Origin of the sequence: Companilactobacillus hulinensis, from assembly GCF_003946555.1 — a bacterium.
Lineage (GTDB): Bacteria > Bacillota > Bacilli > Lactobacillales > Lactobacillaceae > Companilactobacillus > Companilactobacillus hulinensis.
In genome coordinates this window covers 42,945-61,055 of the sequence record NZ_RHOO01000005.1, presented here as the reverse complement: position 1 = coordinate 61,055, position 18,111 = coordinate 42,945, and the positions used below count along the sequence as shown (strand labels likewise).

The window sequence follows — 18,111 nt, the reverse complement described above, 5'->3', positions numbered from 1 at the left end:
CTAAATATTCGTCATCTTAAGTGGATCGACCCATTTATCGAATTGTTCTTCAGTCACTAAACCTGACTTAATTGCCGCAACCTTTAACGTTGTTCCTTCTTTTTCAGCAGTTTGAGCAATTGTTGCACTCTCATGATAGCCGATATGTGGTGATAGAGCTGTGACAGTCATTAATGATTGATCAACTAGTTCTTCCATTCTGTCAGCGTTAACTGTCAATCCATGGATCATCTTATCAGCGAACCCAGTCATTGTTCCTGTAAGCAATTCAGCTGATTCCAAAAATGCACTGATGATCACTGGCTTGTAAACATTCAATTCAAAGTTACCCTGACTAGATGCCATATCAACAACAACATCATTCCCCATAACCCGTATCGCAGACATTGTTAATGCCTCAGCTTGTGTTGGATTAACCTTACCAGGCATGATCGATGATCCCGGTTCATTGGCGGGAATATGCAATTCGCCGTATCCTGAACGAGGACCACTGGCTAGGAATCTCACATCATTACCGATTTTCATTAAATCAGCTGCCAAAGTCTTAATGGCACCGTGAACGACATTCAATCCAGAATGTGCAGCTAATCCGTAGAACTTGTTTGTATCGGCAGTAAATTCGATACCATAAACTTCAGTCATTCTCTTGGTGATAATATCCGCAAAGCCAGGTGCAGCATTCAATCCGGTACCAACAGCAGTTCCGCCCATAGCAAACTCCCCAAGTGTATGATCAAGACTCTTTAAGTAAGAAAGGTCATGTTCAAGCATACTTACCCATCCGCTAACCTCTTGACCAAATGTTAATGGAGTAGCATCTTGCAAATGAGTCCGACCAATTTTAACAACATCCCAATATTTTTCTTGTTTAACCTTCAATTCATCGATTAAATGCTGCAATGAATCTTCCAAATTATTGACGGCTACTGAAGCAACAATACTCATAGCTGTTGGGAAAATATCGTTGGAACTTTGGCCTTTATTAACATCATCGTTAGGTAGAATTTCGATGTCAGAATTTATTTTGGCTGCCATATGAGCAACCACTTCATTAGTATTCATATTAGTCTGGGTACCAGAACCTGTTTGGTACACAACTAATGGGAAGTCTTTTCTTAGATCTTCATCACTCAGTGACAACAACTTGTCGATAGCTTCCACAATTAAATCAGCTTTTTTAGGATCAATAGCATCTAGTTCCTTATTAGAGATTGCCGCAGCTTTTTTGATCTGCAACAGTGCTTTGATAATTGACAAGGGCATCTTTTCACCCGCTACAAAGTTATTTCTTGAACGCTCCGTTTGGGCACCCCACAAAGCATCAGCTGGGATCTTAACTTCTCCTAAAGTATCTGATTCGATTCTGAAATCTGTCATATGATTGACCTCCATTTATTTGATAACAGGACTTGATTTTAACATAATTATAGACAAAAAAATTGAACGTGACACAACACGTCCAACCGTATTCTCTCATTATTACTATTTCAAACTTTTAATAACATAGTCACCTAATCGTTCAACTCGCTTCATATCGTCTTCATCAGGATCTTGATCGATTTTGACTGAGTCAGCGACTTGTTCACCGTTACTTGAATTCAATTGCATTGTGAAATAGTCGACCGCACGACCGAAATGAATGTGAGTCTTAGAGCTTGAGCCAAGAACGGCAAATTTAGTCCGTTCAAGATCAACATCGGCCAAATCCTCATAAAAATCCTGAGCTTCGTCTGGAACTTGACCGTCTCCATACGTATAGGTCTCAACTATAACGGCGTCATAATCAGTAATACCATAGGCATCCGTGTCAACTATTTGTTCCAAGTCAACATCAGCTGACTTCTTCAAATATTCTGCCAGATGCTTAGCTATTTTTTCATTACGTCCACTCATACTGAGATAAGTTACTAATATCTTCATTAAATTACCACCTTACACTAATTCTTTGATTCTTATATTTTTCATTCTCAATTTCATCAACCATGGCAATTGCGTAATCAGCATAACTGATCTTGCTTTGACCATTATCATCCACGGTTAATTCTTCACCAGCCAAGACATATTTGCCAGTGAGATCACCATTGTGATCGAAATCAGCTGCTGGACTTATATAGGTCCAATTAATATCACTTTGTTTTAACAAGTCCAAAGCCTTACCCATTTGTTCACTCAAAGGCTTCACAGCAGTTGGAAAATCAGCTTGTTGGTACAGTTGCTTAGTATGTTGTGGATCCAAGTATAATGACCCTGCACCGCCAACGACTAACAATCTTGTTGCACTGTCCTTCAAAATATCGATCAAATGCTGTGTTGAAGGAACATACTCCTTTACCATATCACCAAAGAATCCCAATGCGTCAACGACCGCATCAAAAGATTTCAGGTCATCAGACGTAATATCATAGACATCACGCACTAAATAATCATTCGTCACAGACTTCTTCTCGCTTCTGACAATTGAAGTAACTTCAATTCCACGCTTCTCAGCTTCTTTAGCAATCAAAGAACCTTCCTTACCATTAGCACCAATAATTGCAATCCTCATATCAAATACCTCCCATTATCTCTAACTTTACACAAAGAAAGTTGAAAGTTCTAAAATTATGGCTCGATATAGTAGAATAGTTATATGAAAATTGAGGAGGACAATATGTCAAAATATCAAATCTACCTAGTGCGTCACGGTAAAACCTGGTTCAATCGCTACCAAAAAATCCAAGGATGGTCAGACACACCTTTGACCACTGACGGTATTGAAGTCGCACACAGCGCCGCAAAGGCCTTAAAAGATGTAGACTTTGCAGCCGCATTCTCTTCAGATACCAGACGTGCAATGGATACAGCCGAGATAATTGCTTCCGCAAATATCAACCACCCTCTACCACAAAAAATGCCTGAATTCAGAGAACAGTTTTATGGTTCTTTTGAAGGCGACAGTATCGCTGATGCTTGGGGCAAAATTGCTGGATCACACAACGCTAAAGACTATCAAGAGATCGTCTACAAACATGGATTCGACGCTACCATGGACTTCGTCAAAGAATCAGACCCCTTCCACGACGCTGAGAACGCAACTGAATATTGGTTCCGCTTAGATAAAGGCTTCAACAAAATTGACGATATTGCACATGATGGTGACAAGATCTTATTAGTAACACACAGTACAACCATTCTTTCACTAGCTTTCAAATACAAAGCGGGTGACTACGAATTGAATCAATTACCTGGAAATTCCAGTCTAACAATTCTTGAACGTGAAAATGGAATTAATCGTGTTACCAGTTATAATCAAAAGCTTCATTAAGATTATAGATGTAGTAAACTTATGATAGTAAATTTGAGGAGGAACTTATGGCAAAATATCAAATATATATGGTTCGTCATGGTAGAACCTGGTTCAACCGTTACAACAAAATGCAGGGCTGGTCAGATACACCACTAGCTCCTGATGGTGTTGAGGTTGCAAAACAGGCAGCTCAAGCACTCAAAGATGTAGATTTTAGTGCTGCATTTTCATCCGATGCTAGACGTGCAATCGATACTTGTAAGTTGATCACTGACGCAAATATTAATCACGACAAACTGACACCTCAAAAATTAATGGAATTCAGAGAACAATTCTATGGCTACTTCGAAGGAATGAATTCACCAGAAGCTTGGTTCATGGTCGGACAACCACATGGTGCTTCAACCTTTAGTGAAATCATTGCAAAACATGGACTTGATGCTACCAAAGACTTCATGAAAGAAGCTGATCCATTCCACGATGCTGAAAATGCTGAAGAATATTGGACACGTATCAACCGTGGATTCGAACAGATCGACAAAGTTGCCCACGATGGTGACAAGATTCTTCTGGTTTCACATGGAACAACCATCCGTTCAATTACTGACCGCTATAACGCTGGTAATTTCGATGTCACTAAGAGTCCTAAGAACTCAAGTCTAACAATGCTCGAACGTGATGATGGTTTCAATCGCGTTACTAGTTATAACCAAATGCTCAGCTAATTATGAATACACAAAAAGCCGCAAATTGCGGCTTTTTTGGTTGAATCTTTTAAATTTAATAAGTCTCTGAAGTTCCGAAGATCAAGACAATAACCCCAAGGATCAATGCTACTACGAACATACCGAATACTACTGGAATACCGAATCCCATACCGATAAGCATACCGATCAAGTAAGGTCCAAGTGTAGCTCCAATACGACCAATAGATTGTGAGAATCCTACTCCCATACCACGGAATTCTTGTGAGAAATGACTTGGTGTGAAGGCAATCAATGCTCCCCAAGCACCCAAGTTGAAGAATGATAAGAATGCTCCACTAGCAAGTAGAATTGGAACACTATTGGCAATACCGAATACAAAGGCACTGACAATTGTTCCTAATAAATAGAATACTAAAATAACCTTATGACTGATCTTACCCATCAACCAAGCTGCCAAATAGTAACCTGGTAATTGTGCCAAACTCATTAATAATGTATACCCAAAACTATGGAAAATAGTATTACCACGCATAACTAATACACTTGGTAACCATAGAAACATTCCATAGTAAGAGAACATTACTACAAACCACAAGAAACTAAGTGCGAGAGTCTTGCCCATATGTTGATTATTGAAAATACCCGCAAACTGTTCACGTAGACTAGTCTTTTCCTTTTTCTCGTAGTTCTCTGGTAAGTGACGGCGCATAACGAATGCATATAGCATTACTAGGAAAGTAACAATTACCGTTGCTCTCCATCCGTATAACGGTGTTATAAGAGTTGAGATAACTGAAGCCAGAATCCAACCAATGGCCCAGAAGCTATCAGCCATGATCAACATCTTAGCTTGTGTTTTACCTTTGAAATTATCAGCTAACATTGTTGCTGCAACGGGTAATTCCCCACCTAGTCCTATACCGGTGAAGAAGCGGACGATCATGAATTGATTTACGTCAGTTGTTAAAGCTAATAACAGATTTCCAATTGAAAAAATCATTAATGTGACAATCATGACGTTCTTACGACCGAACTTATCGGCCATGTAACCACAAATAATTGAACCAAACACCATACCTAATGATGTAACTGAACTAACATACCCAATCTGAGCTGGAGACAATCCCCATTCAGTTTTGATCAATGGCATAATAAACGAAAGCAATGCGACATCCATCGCATCAAATAACCAAGCTGTACCAATCACTAATAATAGTTTTCGACCCTTCTTGGTACTTTTTTGCATTACTGTATCTTGCATGTTTTCCCCTTTAATTTCATGATTAATTGATATCCCGGAATATCAATTATTTTGTATTTAAAAACCAATATAATGATTTAAGTAATTTGTACCTTTAAAGGTTAAAAACAGCTTAACATCAAGCTTTCATTGATGTCAAGATTATTTCAATTGATAAATTTTTGCAGGTCGTCCAGAGCGCGGTTTATGGGCATATCCCATGTCCAAAAACATGTGTCCATGAGTTTTTCTGAAATTAGAATTATCGATTTCAGTAACCGGAACTCTCCAAAAAATTGCATAAATAATTCGAGCCAGTCGTAAAGTGAAGACTGAACCTAACACTAATAAAATTGTTGGCTTGTAATCCAGTCGATTGCGAATTCGAGTAAATGCTGAACGTAAGATCAATTCGTGATCAGCCACCATCGTATTATTGGAATCAACATAGAATTCATTTTCAGAGATGCTCTCTGATAGAGTCTCAAACTTCAAGGCACCGTTACGCAAGATATAGTTATCGTCCCCAGCTGAAACTTCAAACCAGCGAGCATCGTCAGCACCATAACCAGCTACTAATTCAGGCATATCTGGAAGATAAATCATATAGGTCAGTGACAACGCACGTGTACCAACAACACGGTTAACATTGGTAAATGTCATTAATTGTTCAGTATTGAATGCAGGAAGATCAATACCGATCTTTTCACGGACTAGTCGCAAAGATGCTTTGTCGGCACTTTCATCCTCACGTAAATATGTCATGGGCAGTCCCCACTTACCCTTATATGGTTCTTCAGAACGTTTCAAAAGTAAAATAAGTAATGTGTCGGTATTACGATCAAAGCTCCAAATAACATTCGTAATACTTATTAATGGTCTATTTATCATATATTACGAGTCCCCTTTGTAATCTAATAATTATATTTAATCAACTATGACAAGACAACTTCCATCACTAAGATGAAACCGCCAAATATTAATACGAAGGCCACTACTGGCCAAACAAATCTAAACCAATGAGAATATTTCATATCTAACATCTGAAGTGTTGCCATGACTAATCCCGTTGGTGCTAAGAATAGCATCGCATATTGACCGAATTGATACGCCGTTACAACTGCAAACCTTGGTATGTTAACCGTATCAGCTAATGGAGCAAATATTGGCATTGATAAAACAGCCAAACCAGATGATGAAGGTACGATAAATCCTAGCACAAAGAAAATGAACATCAAAATGATAATGAAGATCGGTCCACTAACATTAGAAACCAGTGAAGATGAGAATTGTAGAATAGTATCTGAAATATATCCATTGTTCAAAATAATATTGATTCCACGAGCTAAACCAATAATCAACGAAACACCTACTAGGCTAGAAGACCCATTAACAAAGGCATCTACAACACCCTTTTCACCAACACCATAACGCCCAGTCGCAGTTAGAAACATAATGATAATGGCAAAAGTCAAGAATGACGAAGCCATTGTTGGGAACCACCAACCTTGTGACATGACACCCCAAACCATAATTGGAAATGCTGAAACGAACAATATCAGGATAATTTTTTTGCGGAGTGTAAATGGTGTCTTGATTCCCTTTTTCTCATCATCAGATTCCACTGAGAACATATCATTGAACTTCTCATGATCATCGTAAGTATAAGAAGAAGTAGGGTCAGACTTAACCTTTTTGCTATACCAATACAGATATAACTCGATAAAAATTGCGGCTCCGATCAATCCAATGATTCTCCAATTGAGACCTTCAGTGAATGGAATCCCTGCAGCGTTTGAAGCAATAACAGCTGAAAAGGGATTAATCGTTGAAAAACAAGTTCCGATTGAGCTAGATAAAAAAATCGCTCCGACAGATACGATAGAATCGTAGCCCATCGCAATAAAGATGGGAACAAGGATAGGATAAAAGGCAACCGCCTCTTCTTCAATACCACAAAATGTTCCACCAAGAATCATCAAAATAGACACGGTAAAGATCAATAAGAATTCATGTCCTTTGGTCTTCTTGGTCAAAGCCATCAAGCCCGATTCAAATGCACCACTTTCTTTTACCACGCCGATCAACCCACCAAGCACAAAGATGAAGACCATTATATCAACGGTTTCAATCACACCGTTAACCATGCTTTCTGTAATGGCACTGATATGTGCAGGCTTTTGCTTCAGTCTTTGATAGGTATTTGGTACAGAGACTGCATCCGTTATCCCACCAGAAGTGAATTGCTTGATATCTATTTTGACTCCAAGCTTATCCAGTTCCTTTTGCGTGGCAGGAACATGCGATGTCTGTCCGGTGGAACTTGTGATTTTCAGATCAGCGCTTGAAGAATTATAAACCATCTTCGAATATGCGCCAGCTGGAATAGTCCAGGTCGCTATAACGGCAAAGATTGTTAGAATAAACAACATTGCGAATGCACCCGGCATCCTTAATTTGAACTTTTTCTTTGGTTCCTTGGGTGCTTCAGCAATTTCGCCAACGTTTCCCATACTTTCATCCCCACTCATTAATACAACCACTACGCCTCACTTAAAAGAAAAAGGGAGCCCACTCACTGTGGACTTCCCTCTACTGACCAGGCTGGGTTCGAACCAGCGACCTCATGATTAAGTGTTCTGCCAATTGAACTACTGATCACTCGTGATATGGACATTAATATAACATTATTAAATTTTGATTACAACCTTTTTAATTTAAATTATAAAATCTATTTTGTAATTAATTGAATTTATAATTAAATCAACTTCTTTGCTCCCATACGCTCAGACAATTTGTCTACAAATTACCTTTAATCTAAATAAAGCCTTTTCATTTTACTCTAATCTAACTTTTGAGAAAATTAATTAAAATATTCTAATTTTTATTTAATTTCATATGTAAGTTTTACCCAAAATGTTTTAGAATGTTATTTAAGCCCCAACATTGAAAGGAGAACTTACATACATGCTTAAAACATCAAACGCTGTAGAATCGGATGCGTTCTATATGAACCCCGACCGTTCAGTTGCAGTTATCAACTATAACGAGGAGTATATCAACGACATATTCCAATTGATAAATAGTCAAGGATTCTCAGATTTAGTCAAATTGTACCTAGAAGAAAGTCAAAAATCATTGACCAATAGCTACGAGGGAGTTGAACCAAAAGATTACATCGACACCCTAAAAGCTATTTTAATTGATAATAAAGATGTTTATGAAAAATATGATCGTGAACAAATTCTTGCAAGTATTGAAGATTTATATTCTTTCTACCGTTCATACTTCAGAGTTTCTCTAATCAACAAACACAACAGTGATATCGTCACTGGTAATTTCATGGACATTGATAACCAATATAACGAAACAGTTCTAGATTTGTACCGTGCAATTGAGGAGAAGATCCAAGGGTTCTCCAACCGTACTTATCGTCAAGTTAACGCCGGTACCAACGCCTGTGTACTAACACAATCAATCGACTGGCCAACACCTGCTGGTTATGAAAGTCTCAAGAGTATTCGATTCTTAGATACATTAATGTTGCGTCCACCAATGATGATGCATACAAAATCAAACAAACGTGAAGGTGTCTTCAGTGCCGTTCCTGACAATCCGATTGCTAAGTTTGATGGTAAGCAAAATGAATGGTTCTGTTTCCCTGCTCGTATCGGTGAAAGTTTAGCCTACATCTACTTCCATCGTGATTACTTCGTCAGTGGTGTAGCTCTAGCCAACTTATTTGATGTTGCTGACGAGGCTAGTGTTAAGGGTCAAAAGCCAGACGAAATCCTACTATTTGGACTAGATGAAACTGAAGGCGACGTCTGTCACTATTATCACGATGAAGCTAATGACATCTGGGTCGGTGAAGTTCCATATAACGACAAGACTACTTACTTCGGTTACATGAAGAAGATGTGTCTAACACTTCACAACTTGCACATGATTTATGAGAACCGCCTACCAATTCATGGTTCAATGGTTCGTATTAGTTTCTCAAATGGCAAGACAAAGTCAGTTGTCTTCTTCGGTGATTCTGGTGCCGGAAAGTCTGAATCTATCGAAGCACTGCAAGAAATCGCTGACGATAAGATCATCGACATCGAAACTATCTTTGATGACATGGGTAGTTTTGCCTTCGATGATGAAGGCAATATCTACGCCCAAGGTACTGAAACTGGTGCCTTCGTTCGATTAGATGACTTGAGCAGTTCAGTCGCCTTCAATAACATGGACCGTGGTATTTACTTGAATCCTGAATTGAAGAATGCCCGTGTTATCTTACCAGCCAATACATACAAACGAGTAGTTGAACATCACAGTATTGATATGTGGGTCTATGCAAATAACTACGATGCTGAGATTGGATTGCATCAATTCCCTGATGAAGATCACGCTAAGGCAACCTTTATTGCTGGTAAGAGAAAAGCATTAGGAACGACTGATGAAGTTGGTATGAGTACAACCTTCTTCGCCAACCCATTCGGACCTGTTCAAGAAGAAGAAAAGACACGTCCAATTATTGACAAAGTCTTCAATAAACTTTATGCAGATAATGTCTATGTTGGCGAAATTTATACTCACCTTGGCTATGACAAGTCTAAAGATAGCCTTCACGAATCAGCCAAAGAACTATTGAATCAATTGATGAATAATTAAATATTGAGAAATAGAAAAGAAAGTATGACAGAACATGGTCAACTTTCGAGCATTACAACAAACAAGACCAGTAATCCGATTTTGGATTGCTAGTCTTGTTTGTTTTACGCGAAAAAAGTTATGTCACAGCCACTATTTATTTTGACAATTATTTAAATACATCATTATATTGAATCCGAATTTTAATTCACTACTATTTACCGTAATATTTTATTCAAATACAAAAGGAAATGGTGATGAAATGAGATTGTATAGCATCCCTATACTGTTGCAGTTATTAATGTTTCTTCTTATTTTTGCCATGGATTCAAAGAAATTTAGAACAAGGTTTGGAATATGGATCTACATCACTACATTAGTAATCGAAGTTCTCTATCTTGTAACCAGCGCTCTTTGGTCATACGGATCATTAAGATTTCCAATTATGATGGCAATAGTTATCTTCCTTGTCGCAACCTCTAGACAGTTCATTTGGTATCCAAATGAAAAGTTATTCGAAAAATACCGACCATGGTTAAACATGGCTATCGTCATCTACGTAATATCAACACTACCGATATTTATATTAGCAGGCATTGATTCAGCGGTAACGATCATACTCATTCAAGTAATAATATTCTTCAGTGTTGCATCTGTTTTATGTTTTAGATTGCGACATTAGAATTTACGCCTACGATTGAGAGTGACAGCTAGCATTACTCAAAAGTTCATATCAATAGTTTCGTTTATAAAATACATTATCAGTCAGGCTTTAGTATACGTACTTAAATAATTAACTGCCTGAATACGAATAACACAATAGCCGGAGGTCACAAAGTATTGTGCCAGCCGTGAAAGTTACGTTAGAACGGCGATTTTCCGTTCATACGTAACTGGACGAGCTTGGAGATTTGCAAAGCAAAGCTTCAAGTCTAGGTTCAAGACCAAACTACGGCTCGAACCGCTCCCACGGCAGGTACAATATTTCGTGACCGCAGGCGGCAAACAGAACAAAATAAAAACCCAAGACACGCAAAAAGCAGGCTAACGAGCCTGCTTTTTTCATTTAATTTATCAATTTGACTATTTCTTCAATAGTTTTTCAACAGCTGGCTTCAAATCTGCTTCAGCCATGTCATCGTACTTTTTAGCTTCTTCTGTAGTCTTATCAGTACTATGATTTGTTGCTTCCATGAAGTGGTCCCAGATAGCGTCACGTACAGGCATATCTGAATCGCTCCAGTCAAAAACATCTTTCATATTTTTATCTAATAAACTTGTTTTTCCAACTTCTACAGCCATAATAATAAAGCTTCCTTTCTGATTGGTACAATGAATATTATAGTTCTTTTGTTTTCAGATGTTCAGTGAAAGCCTCATTTATTTCAATACTTTTCGTCAAGTTGCTTAGTTAGTTCGAATAAATGGGAAACTAAGGCGAAATTATCGCTCCCACGATCAATATTTCGGATATCCTTATTGTTGATCACGTACTTTCCCTTATTATTCCTGACCCAGAAGTTCTCCATCGGATTCTTAATATAATAAGACTTACTATCCGCTAATTTGAATTTTTCCATTTCTTCTCTAACTGCGGGATATTCTTTCAAATATTCTTTGTTCGAAGTAATTCCAGTAATTATCTGGCTACCAATCTTAGGTAGAGGGAAATCATTGCTCCAATAGAACTTCTCAGTATTGGGGCCATTATCTCCATCCCCATCAAAAGTCACATTCATATCATCAGACATTGCAAAACCATGTGGCAATGTTGTTTTGATATACGTTCCCTTCAAAGACTTCGATCCAGCAATAACTTTATCAACATAGATAGAGGCAATCGTCTCATCCCCCATAGTTATGTCTTCTTTTTTGCGATAATTAATTATCGTCCCTTGAATTACGAAGTCATTCTTTTTCTTTAATTGCTTCATCGTTTGCGGGAATACTTGTGTTAAATCTTCCCCACTTATCAAATAAGCCTTATCAGCATTCTTGACTTTTTTATCCCAAGCAGCACGATTCTTCTTGATTTTTTCCTGTCTCAATTCGGCTGCTGATTCATTCTTCTTATTGCTACAGCCAGCAATCGGAACAGCAATAATCGTAATCAGAAATGTTAACATAACTAGGCGAAAGAATTTTTTCATTATCTTACCTCAGTTTTACTATTTGAGGATAATGTTACATTATTCGTCACTAATTAAAAATTCGAATTCAATATAAAACATTACAACTTTAATTGTATCTACATGTTATTCCATAACTCATATGTCGTCTTAATACCGTCATAGAAGGCCTTTTCAGTTAAATTCTCATTAGGCGCATGATTGTGCTGGTCAAAATTAGTATATGGAATTGTGAAGACACTGACCTTTAGAATATCTGCCCAAACATAATTAGGAACCGTTCCCGGCATTGCTGGTTCAATCAAATCTGATCCAGTTGCATCCTTAATGGCCTTCACAATCTTTTGAATACGTTCATCAGTGGAACTTGTCTTACAAGGTGGGACTGAGACTAAGTAATTAATCTTGATCAATCCATCATTTATTTCAGGTGCCAGTAGCTTATTGAGTGATTCTTGAATCTTATAAACATCCTGTTTACCTACCAGACGAAAATCCAATTTCATGACAGCGGTGTTAGGAATAATTGTCTTAATGCCATTGTCTGTATAGCCTGAATTGATACCCGAAATATTAAACGTTGGTCTAAACATTAATTTCTGATAATACTCCAGTCCCGTCTCAGGTAAATTTCTAACTCCAGTCTGTTCTGTAATAGATTCTTTATCATATGGCAATTTATTCATCCAACTGATTTCTTTTTCATCAGGATCAACAACCCCATCATAATAATTGGGGATCAGAACCTTTTCTTGATCGAAGTTATACATCTTCTGAATTACATTCATTAAAACCAGAACCGGGTTTTGCATGATATTGCCCAAATTACCAGAATGATTATCTTGTGTGCCAGTTGTAGCTGTAACTTCAAATCCTAATGCGCCACGATTACCAAGTCTCAAAACGTGTTGTCCCGACTGATTGAATGATCCATCAACCACAATGACACAATCAACATCCTTCAAGGAGGAATCGGCCAACTTTTTGACCGTTATAGGCAAATTCCTACTCCCTTGCTCTTCCTCACCCTCAATCAAGAATTTGACATTGAATGGGAATCCTCCATGAATCTTTTTGTAAGTATACATCCCTAAGATCTGTGCCAGTAGTTGTCCCTTATTATCACCAACACCACGTCCATAGAACCGATGATTCTTTTTAGTCAGTTCAAATGGATCCGTATTCCAATCTTTCAAATCACCTGGCGTCATAACGTCGTAATGACCGTAGAACAGCACTGTTTTATCGCTAACTCCTTTAATACCGGCCAAAATAGTTGGCGAACCAGCGGTTTGTATCACCTCAACCTTGGCACCAAGAAGTGTCTGAAGCTTGGACTTTAGTAAATTAACTGTTTCCTCAATACCTTCACCAGTAGCACTGATACCTTTGTCACTGATCAATTCCTTGAACAAACTTTCGAACTCGGTGGTATTCTTCTCAATAAAATCATCTCGTGAACTCAAAGAAATTCCTTCTCTCTATTTCTAATTATTCTGTAATATATTTAAACCATTTATAATATTGTAGTTTCTAGATTTCTCCTTGTAAAGACAACCAAAAGAGACTGAGACATAACTCCTTGAAAATAATTAATAAACAGTTACTTTTGTCATAATTGTCATTATAATCTAGTTATTAATACTGTGAGGAGAGGTCTTTGTATGAAGAAAGCACTTTTTGAAAAGGTTGGTCAAATGAGGGTTGAGGATGCTGAAAAGCCAACAGTTCAAGCCGCTGACGATGTTATTATTCGTGTTGTTCGAGCTTGTGTATGTGGTTCTGACCTTTGGTCTTACCGTGGTCTTGAAGATAAAGCTGAAAATTCTGAGAATAATGGTCACGAAGCAATTGGTGTCGTTGAGGAAGTTGGTTCAGAAATAACAACCGTTAAGCCTGGAGATTTTGTCATCGCTCCATTTACTCATGGCTGTGGTTATTGCAAAGCCTGCCGTGCTGGTTTCGATGGAGATTGTCAATCACACAACGATAACTTCAGCGATGGCAACCAAGCTGAATACATTCGTTTTCAACATGGTCAATGGGCTTTAGTCAAAGTTCCTGGTAAACCTAGTGATTATTCTGAAGGTATGCTCAAGTCGCTCTTAACTTTGGCTGATGTTATGGCAACGGGTTACCACGCTGCTCACGTGGCTGAAGTAAAACCTGGTGACACTGTCGTTGTTATGGGTGATGGTGCTGTAGGTCAATGTGGTATTATTGCAGCCAAAATGATGGGAGCAACTAAAATCATTTCAACTAGCCGCCACCCTGACCGTGAAGCTTTAGCTAAGAAATTTGGTGCCACTGACAACGTTGCTGAACGTGGTGATGAAGGTGTCAAAAAGATTCTAGCTTTGACAAATAATGAAGGTGCTGATGCTGTTTTGGAATGTGTCGGAACTGAATTATCAACCCAGACAGCTATGAAAGTTGGCCGTCCTGGTGCTATTGTTGGTCGTGTCGGCTTACCACATACTGGCAAGATGGATGTTTCGACTCCATTTTCAAATAACATCATTCTTGGTGGCGGTCCTGCCTCAGTTACAACTTATGATAAGGAAAGACTATTGAAAGCTGTCTTAGACGGTGAAATTAATCCTGGCCTTGTCTTTACAAAGAGCTTCACACTTGATCAAATTAACGATGCCTATCAAGAAATGACTGATCGTAAGGTTATTAAATCATTAGTTGTTGTTAGTGATTAAACTAAAAAATCCACTACAGTTTCTTGTAGTGGCTTTTTTTTAGGATACTATCGGCGATAGTTACGCTGCTTCTTATAGTGGTGATACTGCTTGTTATAGCTATTCGGTACGGCTGGAACTTTCAAATCATGATCAACTTTCGAGCGCCCAGTCGCATAATCGAATTTCACCTTATCCTGAACATTCCATAAATAACGATTGAATTTCAGGCTGCCATCAGTTGAAAGAGCCTGAACCCATACGCCACGTGCCATCAACTCTTGACCACGAAAAATCGGTGTCACTTTATAAATCACTTTTTTATTTTGAGCTAATGCATCCCTAACCATTTGTTCAACTTGAGTCATCGTCTTCTGATTCGAAAATTCCGTTTGCGTGAACAAGTTATAAGGATTATCGATGCTACCAAGTTCCCCCTGTTGCGCCTGACCAGATTTATTCAAATTAAAAGTCATTGTGTAAGCAATTAAATGTCCACGGTTTTGGGGAATCACTCTCGTACCACCAACATACTTAGGCTCATTATGCCAACCGGTCGGACGCCAAACTTGTTCAGTTCTAGTGTTAGATCTACCCAAGTTATTACGTGTTAGAAAAGCGATGGCAGTTTTAGTACGATTCAAATTATCCAGTCCACCGTACTTGATATGTGACTTGTCAAAGTCTGTTTTCTTAATGCTTGAAGGCTTATCGTCATTAAGTATTTTAACTGGATTTTCTCCAGGTTTGTAAGTCCACGTGCTCATTTGTTTTGCTGTTAACTCAGATTGTTTCACCATCGATTGGGCAGTAGCATGACTTGAAGTCGTAGAACATCCTGCTAAAAGCAGTGGTGTCAGTAATAACAGTAAAATATTCTTTCGCAAATTTATCTTCCTCTATCCTCACCTATTTAAACATTAGTAAAAATTAATCCATTTTAATCAAACTGTCAATTAGCTTTCTGATATAAGAATTCATGAATTAACTTTTTATTTCAAATTGATTTAAAAATCATTTCATTTGAGTAACAATACTGTTATTTCAATAAAAATCGGGTATGATATTGAGAGAAAATTTTAACGGGGAAACGCCTATGAATTACTTACTGCTGTTAGTGTCGATCGGTTTTGAAGTTTTAGGGACTTCACTTTTAAAGAAGACAAATGGGTTCACCAATCTTTGGCCAACTTTAGGAACTTTAACATCATATTTTATCTGTCTCTTCATACTCTCACAAGTTTTGAAACGTCTACCACTGAGTTTGACATATGCCACTTGGGGTAGTGTGGGATTAGTACTCGTGACTGTTGCTGGTATAGTTTTTTACCACGAAGCCATTTCAATACCATCAATTGCCGGACTCATCTTAGTTATTTCTGGCACTGTATTGATCAACGTTTTTTAAGGATTATTTGAGAAATAATAGACAATCTAAACATAGAAAATAAGCTTTCAATTCACTTCAAACAAAGGTGAATTGAAAGCTTATTTTGTTGTTTGCAATTTCTAATTATTATTTAAACTGATCAAAGTTCTTTATCTACCAACAATGAGCGCCCATCATACCAAAACCGCTCCCACCGAAACCACGGAACATAAACATTCCTAACATTGGTATTGCAGCAAGTAATAATACAACTAAAATAATCACACCAATCATAGTTGGTGTAATCTTTTTCGTCTTCACAGAATCATTACTAGAACTATTATTTGAAGCTAAATATACAACTAGACCTATCAAAACAAGGACTAGTAGGGTCGAACTATACATCATAATGAGTCCTCCTTATAAGGCGGTTGCCCTCTTTTTTCACAATAGTATCACGGATCAACATTACTTGCTATTTAGTTGTTTCGTCAATTTGAATAATCCTGAAATCTTGTCATAATTAGGATTTGACCCTTTCATATTACGTATATCTAGATTATTTATGACATATTTACCGTTATTAGTTTGTACCCAAAAGTTATAATCAGGCCAAGCAATAAAGTAAGAGTCACTGCCGTCCAGCTTATACTTGACCATTGCTTTCTTCAAAGATGGATTTTCTTCATACCGTTCTGCATTGGATTTCAAACCCGTGATCACCTTAGCTCCAATCTTTGGCAATGGAAAACTCGTCTTTTGATACAAGATCTCATCGGACTTCTTAGTATTGTCATCAGTTCCTTTAGACAATGCGAATCCAGTCGGTACAACCGTAACAATATTTTGATTTTCTAATACTTGATTCCCATGAATTACTTTATCAACATGGATCATTACCTTACTCTCTACAACTAGCGTACCTTCCATTTTTTCGTAATTGAGGACCGTTCCCTCGACTACAAAATCATTGGCCTTTTTGAAATCCTTCCAAGTAATTGGAAAGACTTCATTAAAATTAGTATCGCTAGGTAAATACTCCACATTTGCATCACTAACTTTTTTGTTCCACTTTTTCCGATTGATCTTAACCCTCTGTTCAACTACTGTCTGTGCACTACCGGTCTTACTACTATAAGCCTTATTAACACTACTACTGCAGCTTATTAATGTACCGACTGCTAAAAGCACTGCAAAAATTCCCCAAAATTTTCTCATAGCACCCCTGTATCGCCATAACAGCGATTAAATATTTGATTTTTTACTTACCTCATACTGCTTTGTATCTCGATTCTTAACCCACAATGTATATTCTGGAATTGAGATTCTATAAGATCCTCCACTACTTATTCTGTTAACCTTAAGTCCCATATCAAAATTAGTCATATTACTATTCTTATACTCATTTATATCCATAGCAGCAATAATCTCTGATCCAATTTTTGGTAATGGCGCATCCACATTATCAAGATAAACTTTTTGTTTTGGAATAGGATTATGTCTGCCATGGTAGTATTTATCGGATGAAACTAAACCACCCTGCATAATTACTATAACAGATTTTCCTTTTAATTTTACATCACCTTTGTAAACGCTTTCTACAAAAATTTTAGCTTTTGTTCTGGCATTACTTTTGTACCCGGATAATTCATAATAATTAGTTATTATTCCTTTAATAGAAATTGGTCCATACCCCTTGACCTGCTTGAGATTGATTGGAGTAGAGATGAACCCGTCATTCTCATATGAATGAATCTTGATCCTTTTTGCTGAAGATACTTTACGATTCCAAATTTTTTTATTTTTTTTCAATTCTGCATGTTTTTGATAGCATTCTGACGCTTTAACTTGGTTATAAATTATAATTCGATCGTATTGTCGACATGATGCAACTGGCACGAAGGTCATCATCAAAATAATCACACCGATAATATTATTCATATTTAGTTCCTCGTTTCATTACTAAAATCATACCAACAACGTATTGGATTGCGCTATTCGAATTTGATATAGAAATAATTAATGAGACAAATAAAAAAAATCTGGATTTTC

19 protein-coding genes and 1 tRNA gene are annotated in these 18,111 nt (G+C 37.5%); 6 read left to right on the top strand and 14 right to left on the bottom strand.

Features of this window, described 5'->3' with window-relative positions; translation table 11 throughout:
- From EKM66_RS04495 to EKM66_RS04485, 3 genes are all read right to left on the bottom strand, one after another.
- Entirely contained in the window at nt 1-1,377 is a 1,377-nt protein-coding gene (locus EKM66_RS04495; RefSeq protein ID WP_125762115.1) for a class II fumarate hydratase, read from the bottom strand.
- A gap of 105 nt (nt 1,378-1,482) precedes the next feature.
- Nucleotides 1,483-1,920 (bottom strand): flavodoxin domain-containing protein, encoded by a 438-nt coding sequence (locus EKM66_RS04490; RefSeq protein WP_125762113.1) that lies wholly within the window; start codon nt 1,918-1,920, stop codon nt 1,483-1,485.
- Between the two features lie 4 nt (nt 1,921-1,924).
- Nucleotides 1,925-2,545 carry an NAD(P)-dependent oxidoreductase gene (locus EKM66_RS04485; RefSeq protein ID WP_125762111.1) on the bottom strand — a complete coding sequence of 207 codons (621 nt, stop codon included), beginning with the start codon at nt 2,543-2,545 and terminating at the stop codon, nt 1,925-1,927.
- Between the two features lie 105 nt (nt 2,546-2,650).
- On the opposite strand from EKM66_RS04485, the gene EKM66_RS04480 reads away from it, so the two are divergent.
- Nucleotides 2,651-3,304 (top strand): histidine phosphatase family protein, encoded by a 654-nt coding sequence (locus tag EKM66_RS04480; RefSeq protein WP_125762109.1) that lies wholly within the window; start codon nt 2,651-2,653, stop codon nt 3,302-3,304.
- Nucleotides 3,305-3,351: 47 nt separating this feature from the next.
- Complete coding sequence (locus EKM66_RS04475) at nt 3,352-4,011, top strand: histidine phosphatase family protein (protein WP_125762107.1); 660 nt, start codon at nt 3,352-3,354, stop codon at nt 4,009-4,011.
- A gap of 55 nt (nt 4,012-4,066) precedes the next feature.
- On the opposite strand, the gene EKM66_RS04470 is transcribed toward EKM66_RS04475, so the two are convergent.
- The 4 genes from EKM66_RS04470 to EKM66_RS04455 all read right to left on the bottom strand — a co-directional run bounded on the left by EKM66_RS04470 (nt 4,067) and on the right by EKM66_RS04455 (nt 7,894).
- Entirely contained in the window at nt 4,067-5,239 is a 1,173-nt protein-coding gene (locus tag EKM66_RS04470) for an MFS transporter (protein ID WP_125762216.1), read from the bottom strand.
- Between the two features lie 156 nt (nt 5,240-5,395).
- Nucleotides 5,396-6,124, bottom strand: a complete 729-nt coding sequence (locus EKM66_RS04465; protein WP_125762105.1) for an NUDIX domain-containing protein — start codon at nt 6,122-6,124, stop codon at nt 5,396-5,398.
- Between the two features lie 44 nt (nt 6,125-6,168).
- The gene (locus tag EKM66_RS04460) at nt 6,169-7,746 is read right to left on the bottom strand and encodes a YfcC family protein (protein ID WP_125762103.1); all 1,578 of its coding nucleotides are present in this window, start codon (nt 7,744-7,746) and stop codon (nt 6,169-6,171) included.
- A gap of 82 nt (nt 7,747-7,828) precedes the next feature.
- Nucleotides 7,829-7,894: transfer RNA gene (locus EKM66_RS04455), tRNA-OTHER, on the bottom strand.
- Nucleotides 7,895-8,200: 306 nt separating this feature from the next.
- On the opposite strand from EKM66_RS04455, the gene EKM66_RS04450 reads away from it, so the two are divergent.
- A complete protein-coding gene (locus tag EKM66_RS04450) occupies nt 8,201-9,895 on the top strand; it encodes a phosphoenolpyruvate carboxykinase (ATP) (RefSeq protein WP_125762101.1) in 1,695 nt (564 codons plus the stop codon).
- 241 nt (nt 9,896-10,136) lie between these two features.
- On the top strand, nt 10,137-10,556 hold the full coding sequence (locus EKM66_RS04445) for a hypothetical protein (protein ID WP_164505038.1): 420 nt from the start codon (nt 10,137-10,139) through the stop codon (nt 10,554-10,556).
- Nucleotides 10,557-10,957: 401 nt separating this feature from the next.
- On the opposite strand, the gene EKM66_RS04440 is transcribed toward EKM66_RS04445, so the two are convergent.
- From EKM66_RS04440 to EKM66_RS04430, 3 genes are all read right to left on the bottom strand, one after another.
- Nucleotides 10,958-11,176, bottom strand: coding sequence for a P8 family protein (locus EKM66_RS04440; RefSeq protein ID WP_076614180.1), 219 nt, complete (start codon nt 11,174-11,176; stop codon nt 10,958-10,960).
- A gap of 83 nt (nt 11,177-11,259) precedes the next feature.
- Nucleotides 11,260-12,024 carry a hypothetical protein gene (locus tag EKM66_RS04435; protein WP_125762096.1) on the bottom strand — a complete coding sequence of 255 codons (765 nt, stop codon included), beginning with the start codon at nt 12,022-12,024 and terminating at the stop codon, nt 11,260-11,262.
- A 98-nt stretch (nt 12,025-12,122) separates the two neighbouring features.
- Nucleotides 12,123-13,469 (bottom strand): M20/M25/M40 family metallo-hydrolase, encoded by a 1,347-nt coding sequence (locus EKM66_RS04430; RefSeq protein WP_125762094.1) that lies wholly within the window; start codon nt 13,467-13,469, stop codon nt 12,123-12,125.
- Nucleotides 13,470-13,667: 198 nt separating this feature from the next.
- Here EKM66_RS04430 and EKM66_RS04425 point away from each other — a divergent pair, with 198 nt between their 5' ends.
- Nucleotides 13,668-14,711 (top strand): alcohol dehydrogenase catalytic domain-containing protein, encoded by a 1,044-nt coding sequence (locus tag EKM66_RS04425; RefSeq protein WP_125762092.1) that lies wholly within the window; start codon nt 13,668-13,670, stop codon nt 14,709-14,711.
- Nucleotides 14,712-14,758: 47 nt separating this feature from the next.
- Here the strand turns inward: EKM66_RS04425 and EKM66_RS04420 are convergent, their stop codons facing one another.
- Nucleotides 14,759-15,577 (bottom strand): DNA/RNA non-specific endonuclease, encoded by an 819-nt coding sequence (locus tag EKM66_RS04420; protein WP_125762090.1) that lies wholly within the window; start codon nt 15,575-15,577, stop codon nt 14,759-14,761.
- 209 nt (nt 15,578-15,786) lie between these two features.
- On the opposite strand from EKM66_RS04420, the gene EKM66_RS04415 reads away from it, so the two are divergent.
- The gene (locus EKM66_RS04415) at nt 15,787-16,098 is read left to right on the top strand and encodes a DMT family transporter (RefSeq protein WP_125762087.1); all 312 of its coding nucleotides are present in this window, start codon (nt 15,787-15,789) and stop codon (nt 16,096-16,098) included.
- Between the two features lie 135 nt (nt 16,099-16,233).
- Here EKM66_RS04415 and EKM66_RS04410 read toward each other — a convergent pair whose 3' ends face one another.
- The 3 genes from EKM66_RS04410 to EKM66_RS04400 are packed head-to-tail and all read right to left on the bottom strand — an operon-like array spanning nt 16,234 to nt 18,000.
- A complete protein-coding gene (locus tag EKM66_RS04410; RefSeq protein WP_125762085.1) occupies nt 16,234-16,467 on the bottom strand; it encodes a hypothetical protein in 234 nt (77 codons plus the stop codon).
- Between the two features lie 60 nt (nt 16,468-16,527).
- On the bottom strand, nt 16,528-17,277 hold the full coding sequence (locus EKM66_RS04405; RefSeq protein ID WP_125762082.1) for a hypothetical protein: 750 nt from the start codon (nt 17,275-17,277) through the stop codon (nt 16,528-16,530).
- 27 nt (nt 17,278-17,304) lie between these two features.
- The gene (locus EKM66_RS04400) at nt 17,305-18,000 is read right to left on the bottom strand and encodes a hypothetical protein (protein WP_125762080.1); all 696 of its coding nucleotides are present in this window, start codon (nt 17,998-18,000) and stop codon (nt 17,305-17,307) included.
- Between the last annotated feature and the right edge of the window lie 111 nt (nt 18,001-18,111).

Bases quoted from the DNA above. Each gene is read 5' to 3' on its own strand.
- EKM66_RS04495 (WP_125762115.1), bottom strand. From the start codon at position 1,377: ATGACAGATTTCAGAATCGAATCAGATACTTTAGGAGAAGTTAAGATC.
- EKM66_RS04490 (WP_125762113.1), bottom strand. From the start codon at position 1,920: ATGAAGATATTAGTAACTTATCTCAGTATGAGTGGACGTAATGAAAAA.
- EKM66_RS04485 (WP_125762111.1), bottom strand. From the start codon at position 2,545: ATGAGGATTGCAATTATTGGTGCTAATGGTAAGGAAGGTTCTTTGATT.
- EKM66_RS04480 (WP_125762109.1), top strand. From the start codon at position 2,651: ATGTCAAAATATCAAATCTACCTAGTGCGTCACGGTAAAACCTGGTTC.
- EKM66_RS04475 (WP_125762107.1), top strand. From the start codon at position 3,352: ATGGCAAAATATCAAATATATATGGTTCGTCATGGTAGAACCTGGTTC.
- EKM66_RS04470 (WP_125762216.1), bottom strand. From the start codon at position 5,239: ATGCAAAAAAGTACCAAGAAGGGTCGAAAACTATTATTAGTGATTGGT.
- EKM66_RS04465 (WP_125762105.1), bottom strand. From the start codon at position 6,124: ATGATAAATAGACCATTAATAAGTATTACGAATGTTATTTGGAGCTTT.
- EKM66_RS04460 (WP_125762103.1), bottom strand. From the start codon at position 7,746: ATGGGAAACGTTGGCGAAATTGCTGAAGCACCCAAGGAACCAAAGAAA.
- EKM66_RS04450 (WP_125762101.1), top strand. From the start codon at position 8,201: ATGCTTAAAACATCAAACGCTGTAGAATCGGATGCGTTCTATATGAAC.
- EKM66_RS04445 (WP_164505038.1), top strand. From the start codon at position 10,137: ATGAGATTGTATAGCATCCCTATACTGTTGCAGTTATTAATGTTTCTT.
- EKM66_RS04440 (WP_076614180.1), bottom strand. From the start codon at position 11,176: ATGGCTGTAGAAGTTGGAAAAACAAGTTTATTAGATAAAAATATGAAA.
- EKM66_RS04435 (WP_125762096.1), bottom strand. From the start codon at position 12,024: ATGAAAAAATTCTTTCGCCTAGTTATGTTAACATTTCTGATTACGATT.
- EKM66_RS04425 (WP_125762092.1), top strand. From the start codon at position 13,668: ATGAAGAAAGCACTTTTTGAAAAGGTTGGTCAAATGAGGGTTGAGGAT.
- EKM66_RS04415 (WP_125762087.1), top strand. From the start codon at position 15,787: ATGAATTACTTACTGCTGTTAGTGTCGATCGGTTTTGAAGTTTTAGGG.
- EKM66_RS04410 (WP_125762085.1), bottom strand. From the start codon at position 16,467: ATGATGTATAGTTCGACCCTACTAGTCCTTGTTTTGATAGGTCTAGTT.
- EKM66_RS04405 (WP_125762082.1), bottom strand. From the start codon at position 17,277: ATGAGAAAATTTTGGGGAATTTTTGCAGTGCTTTTAGCAGTCGGTACA.
- EKM66_RS04400 (WP_125762080.1), bottom strand. From the start codon at position 18,000: ATGAATAATATTATCGGTGTGATTATTTTGATGATGACCTTCGTGCCA.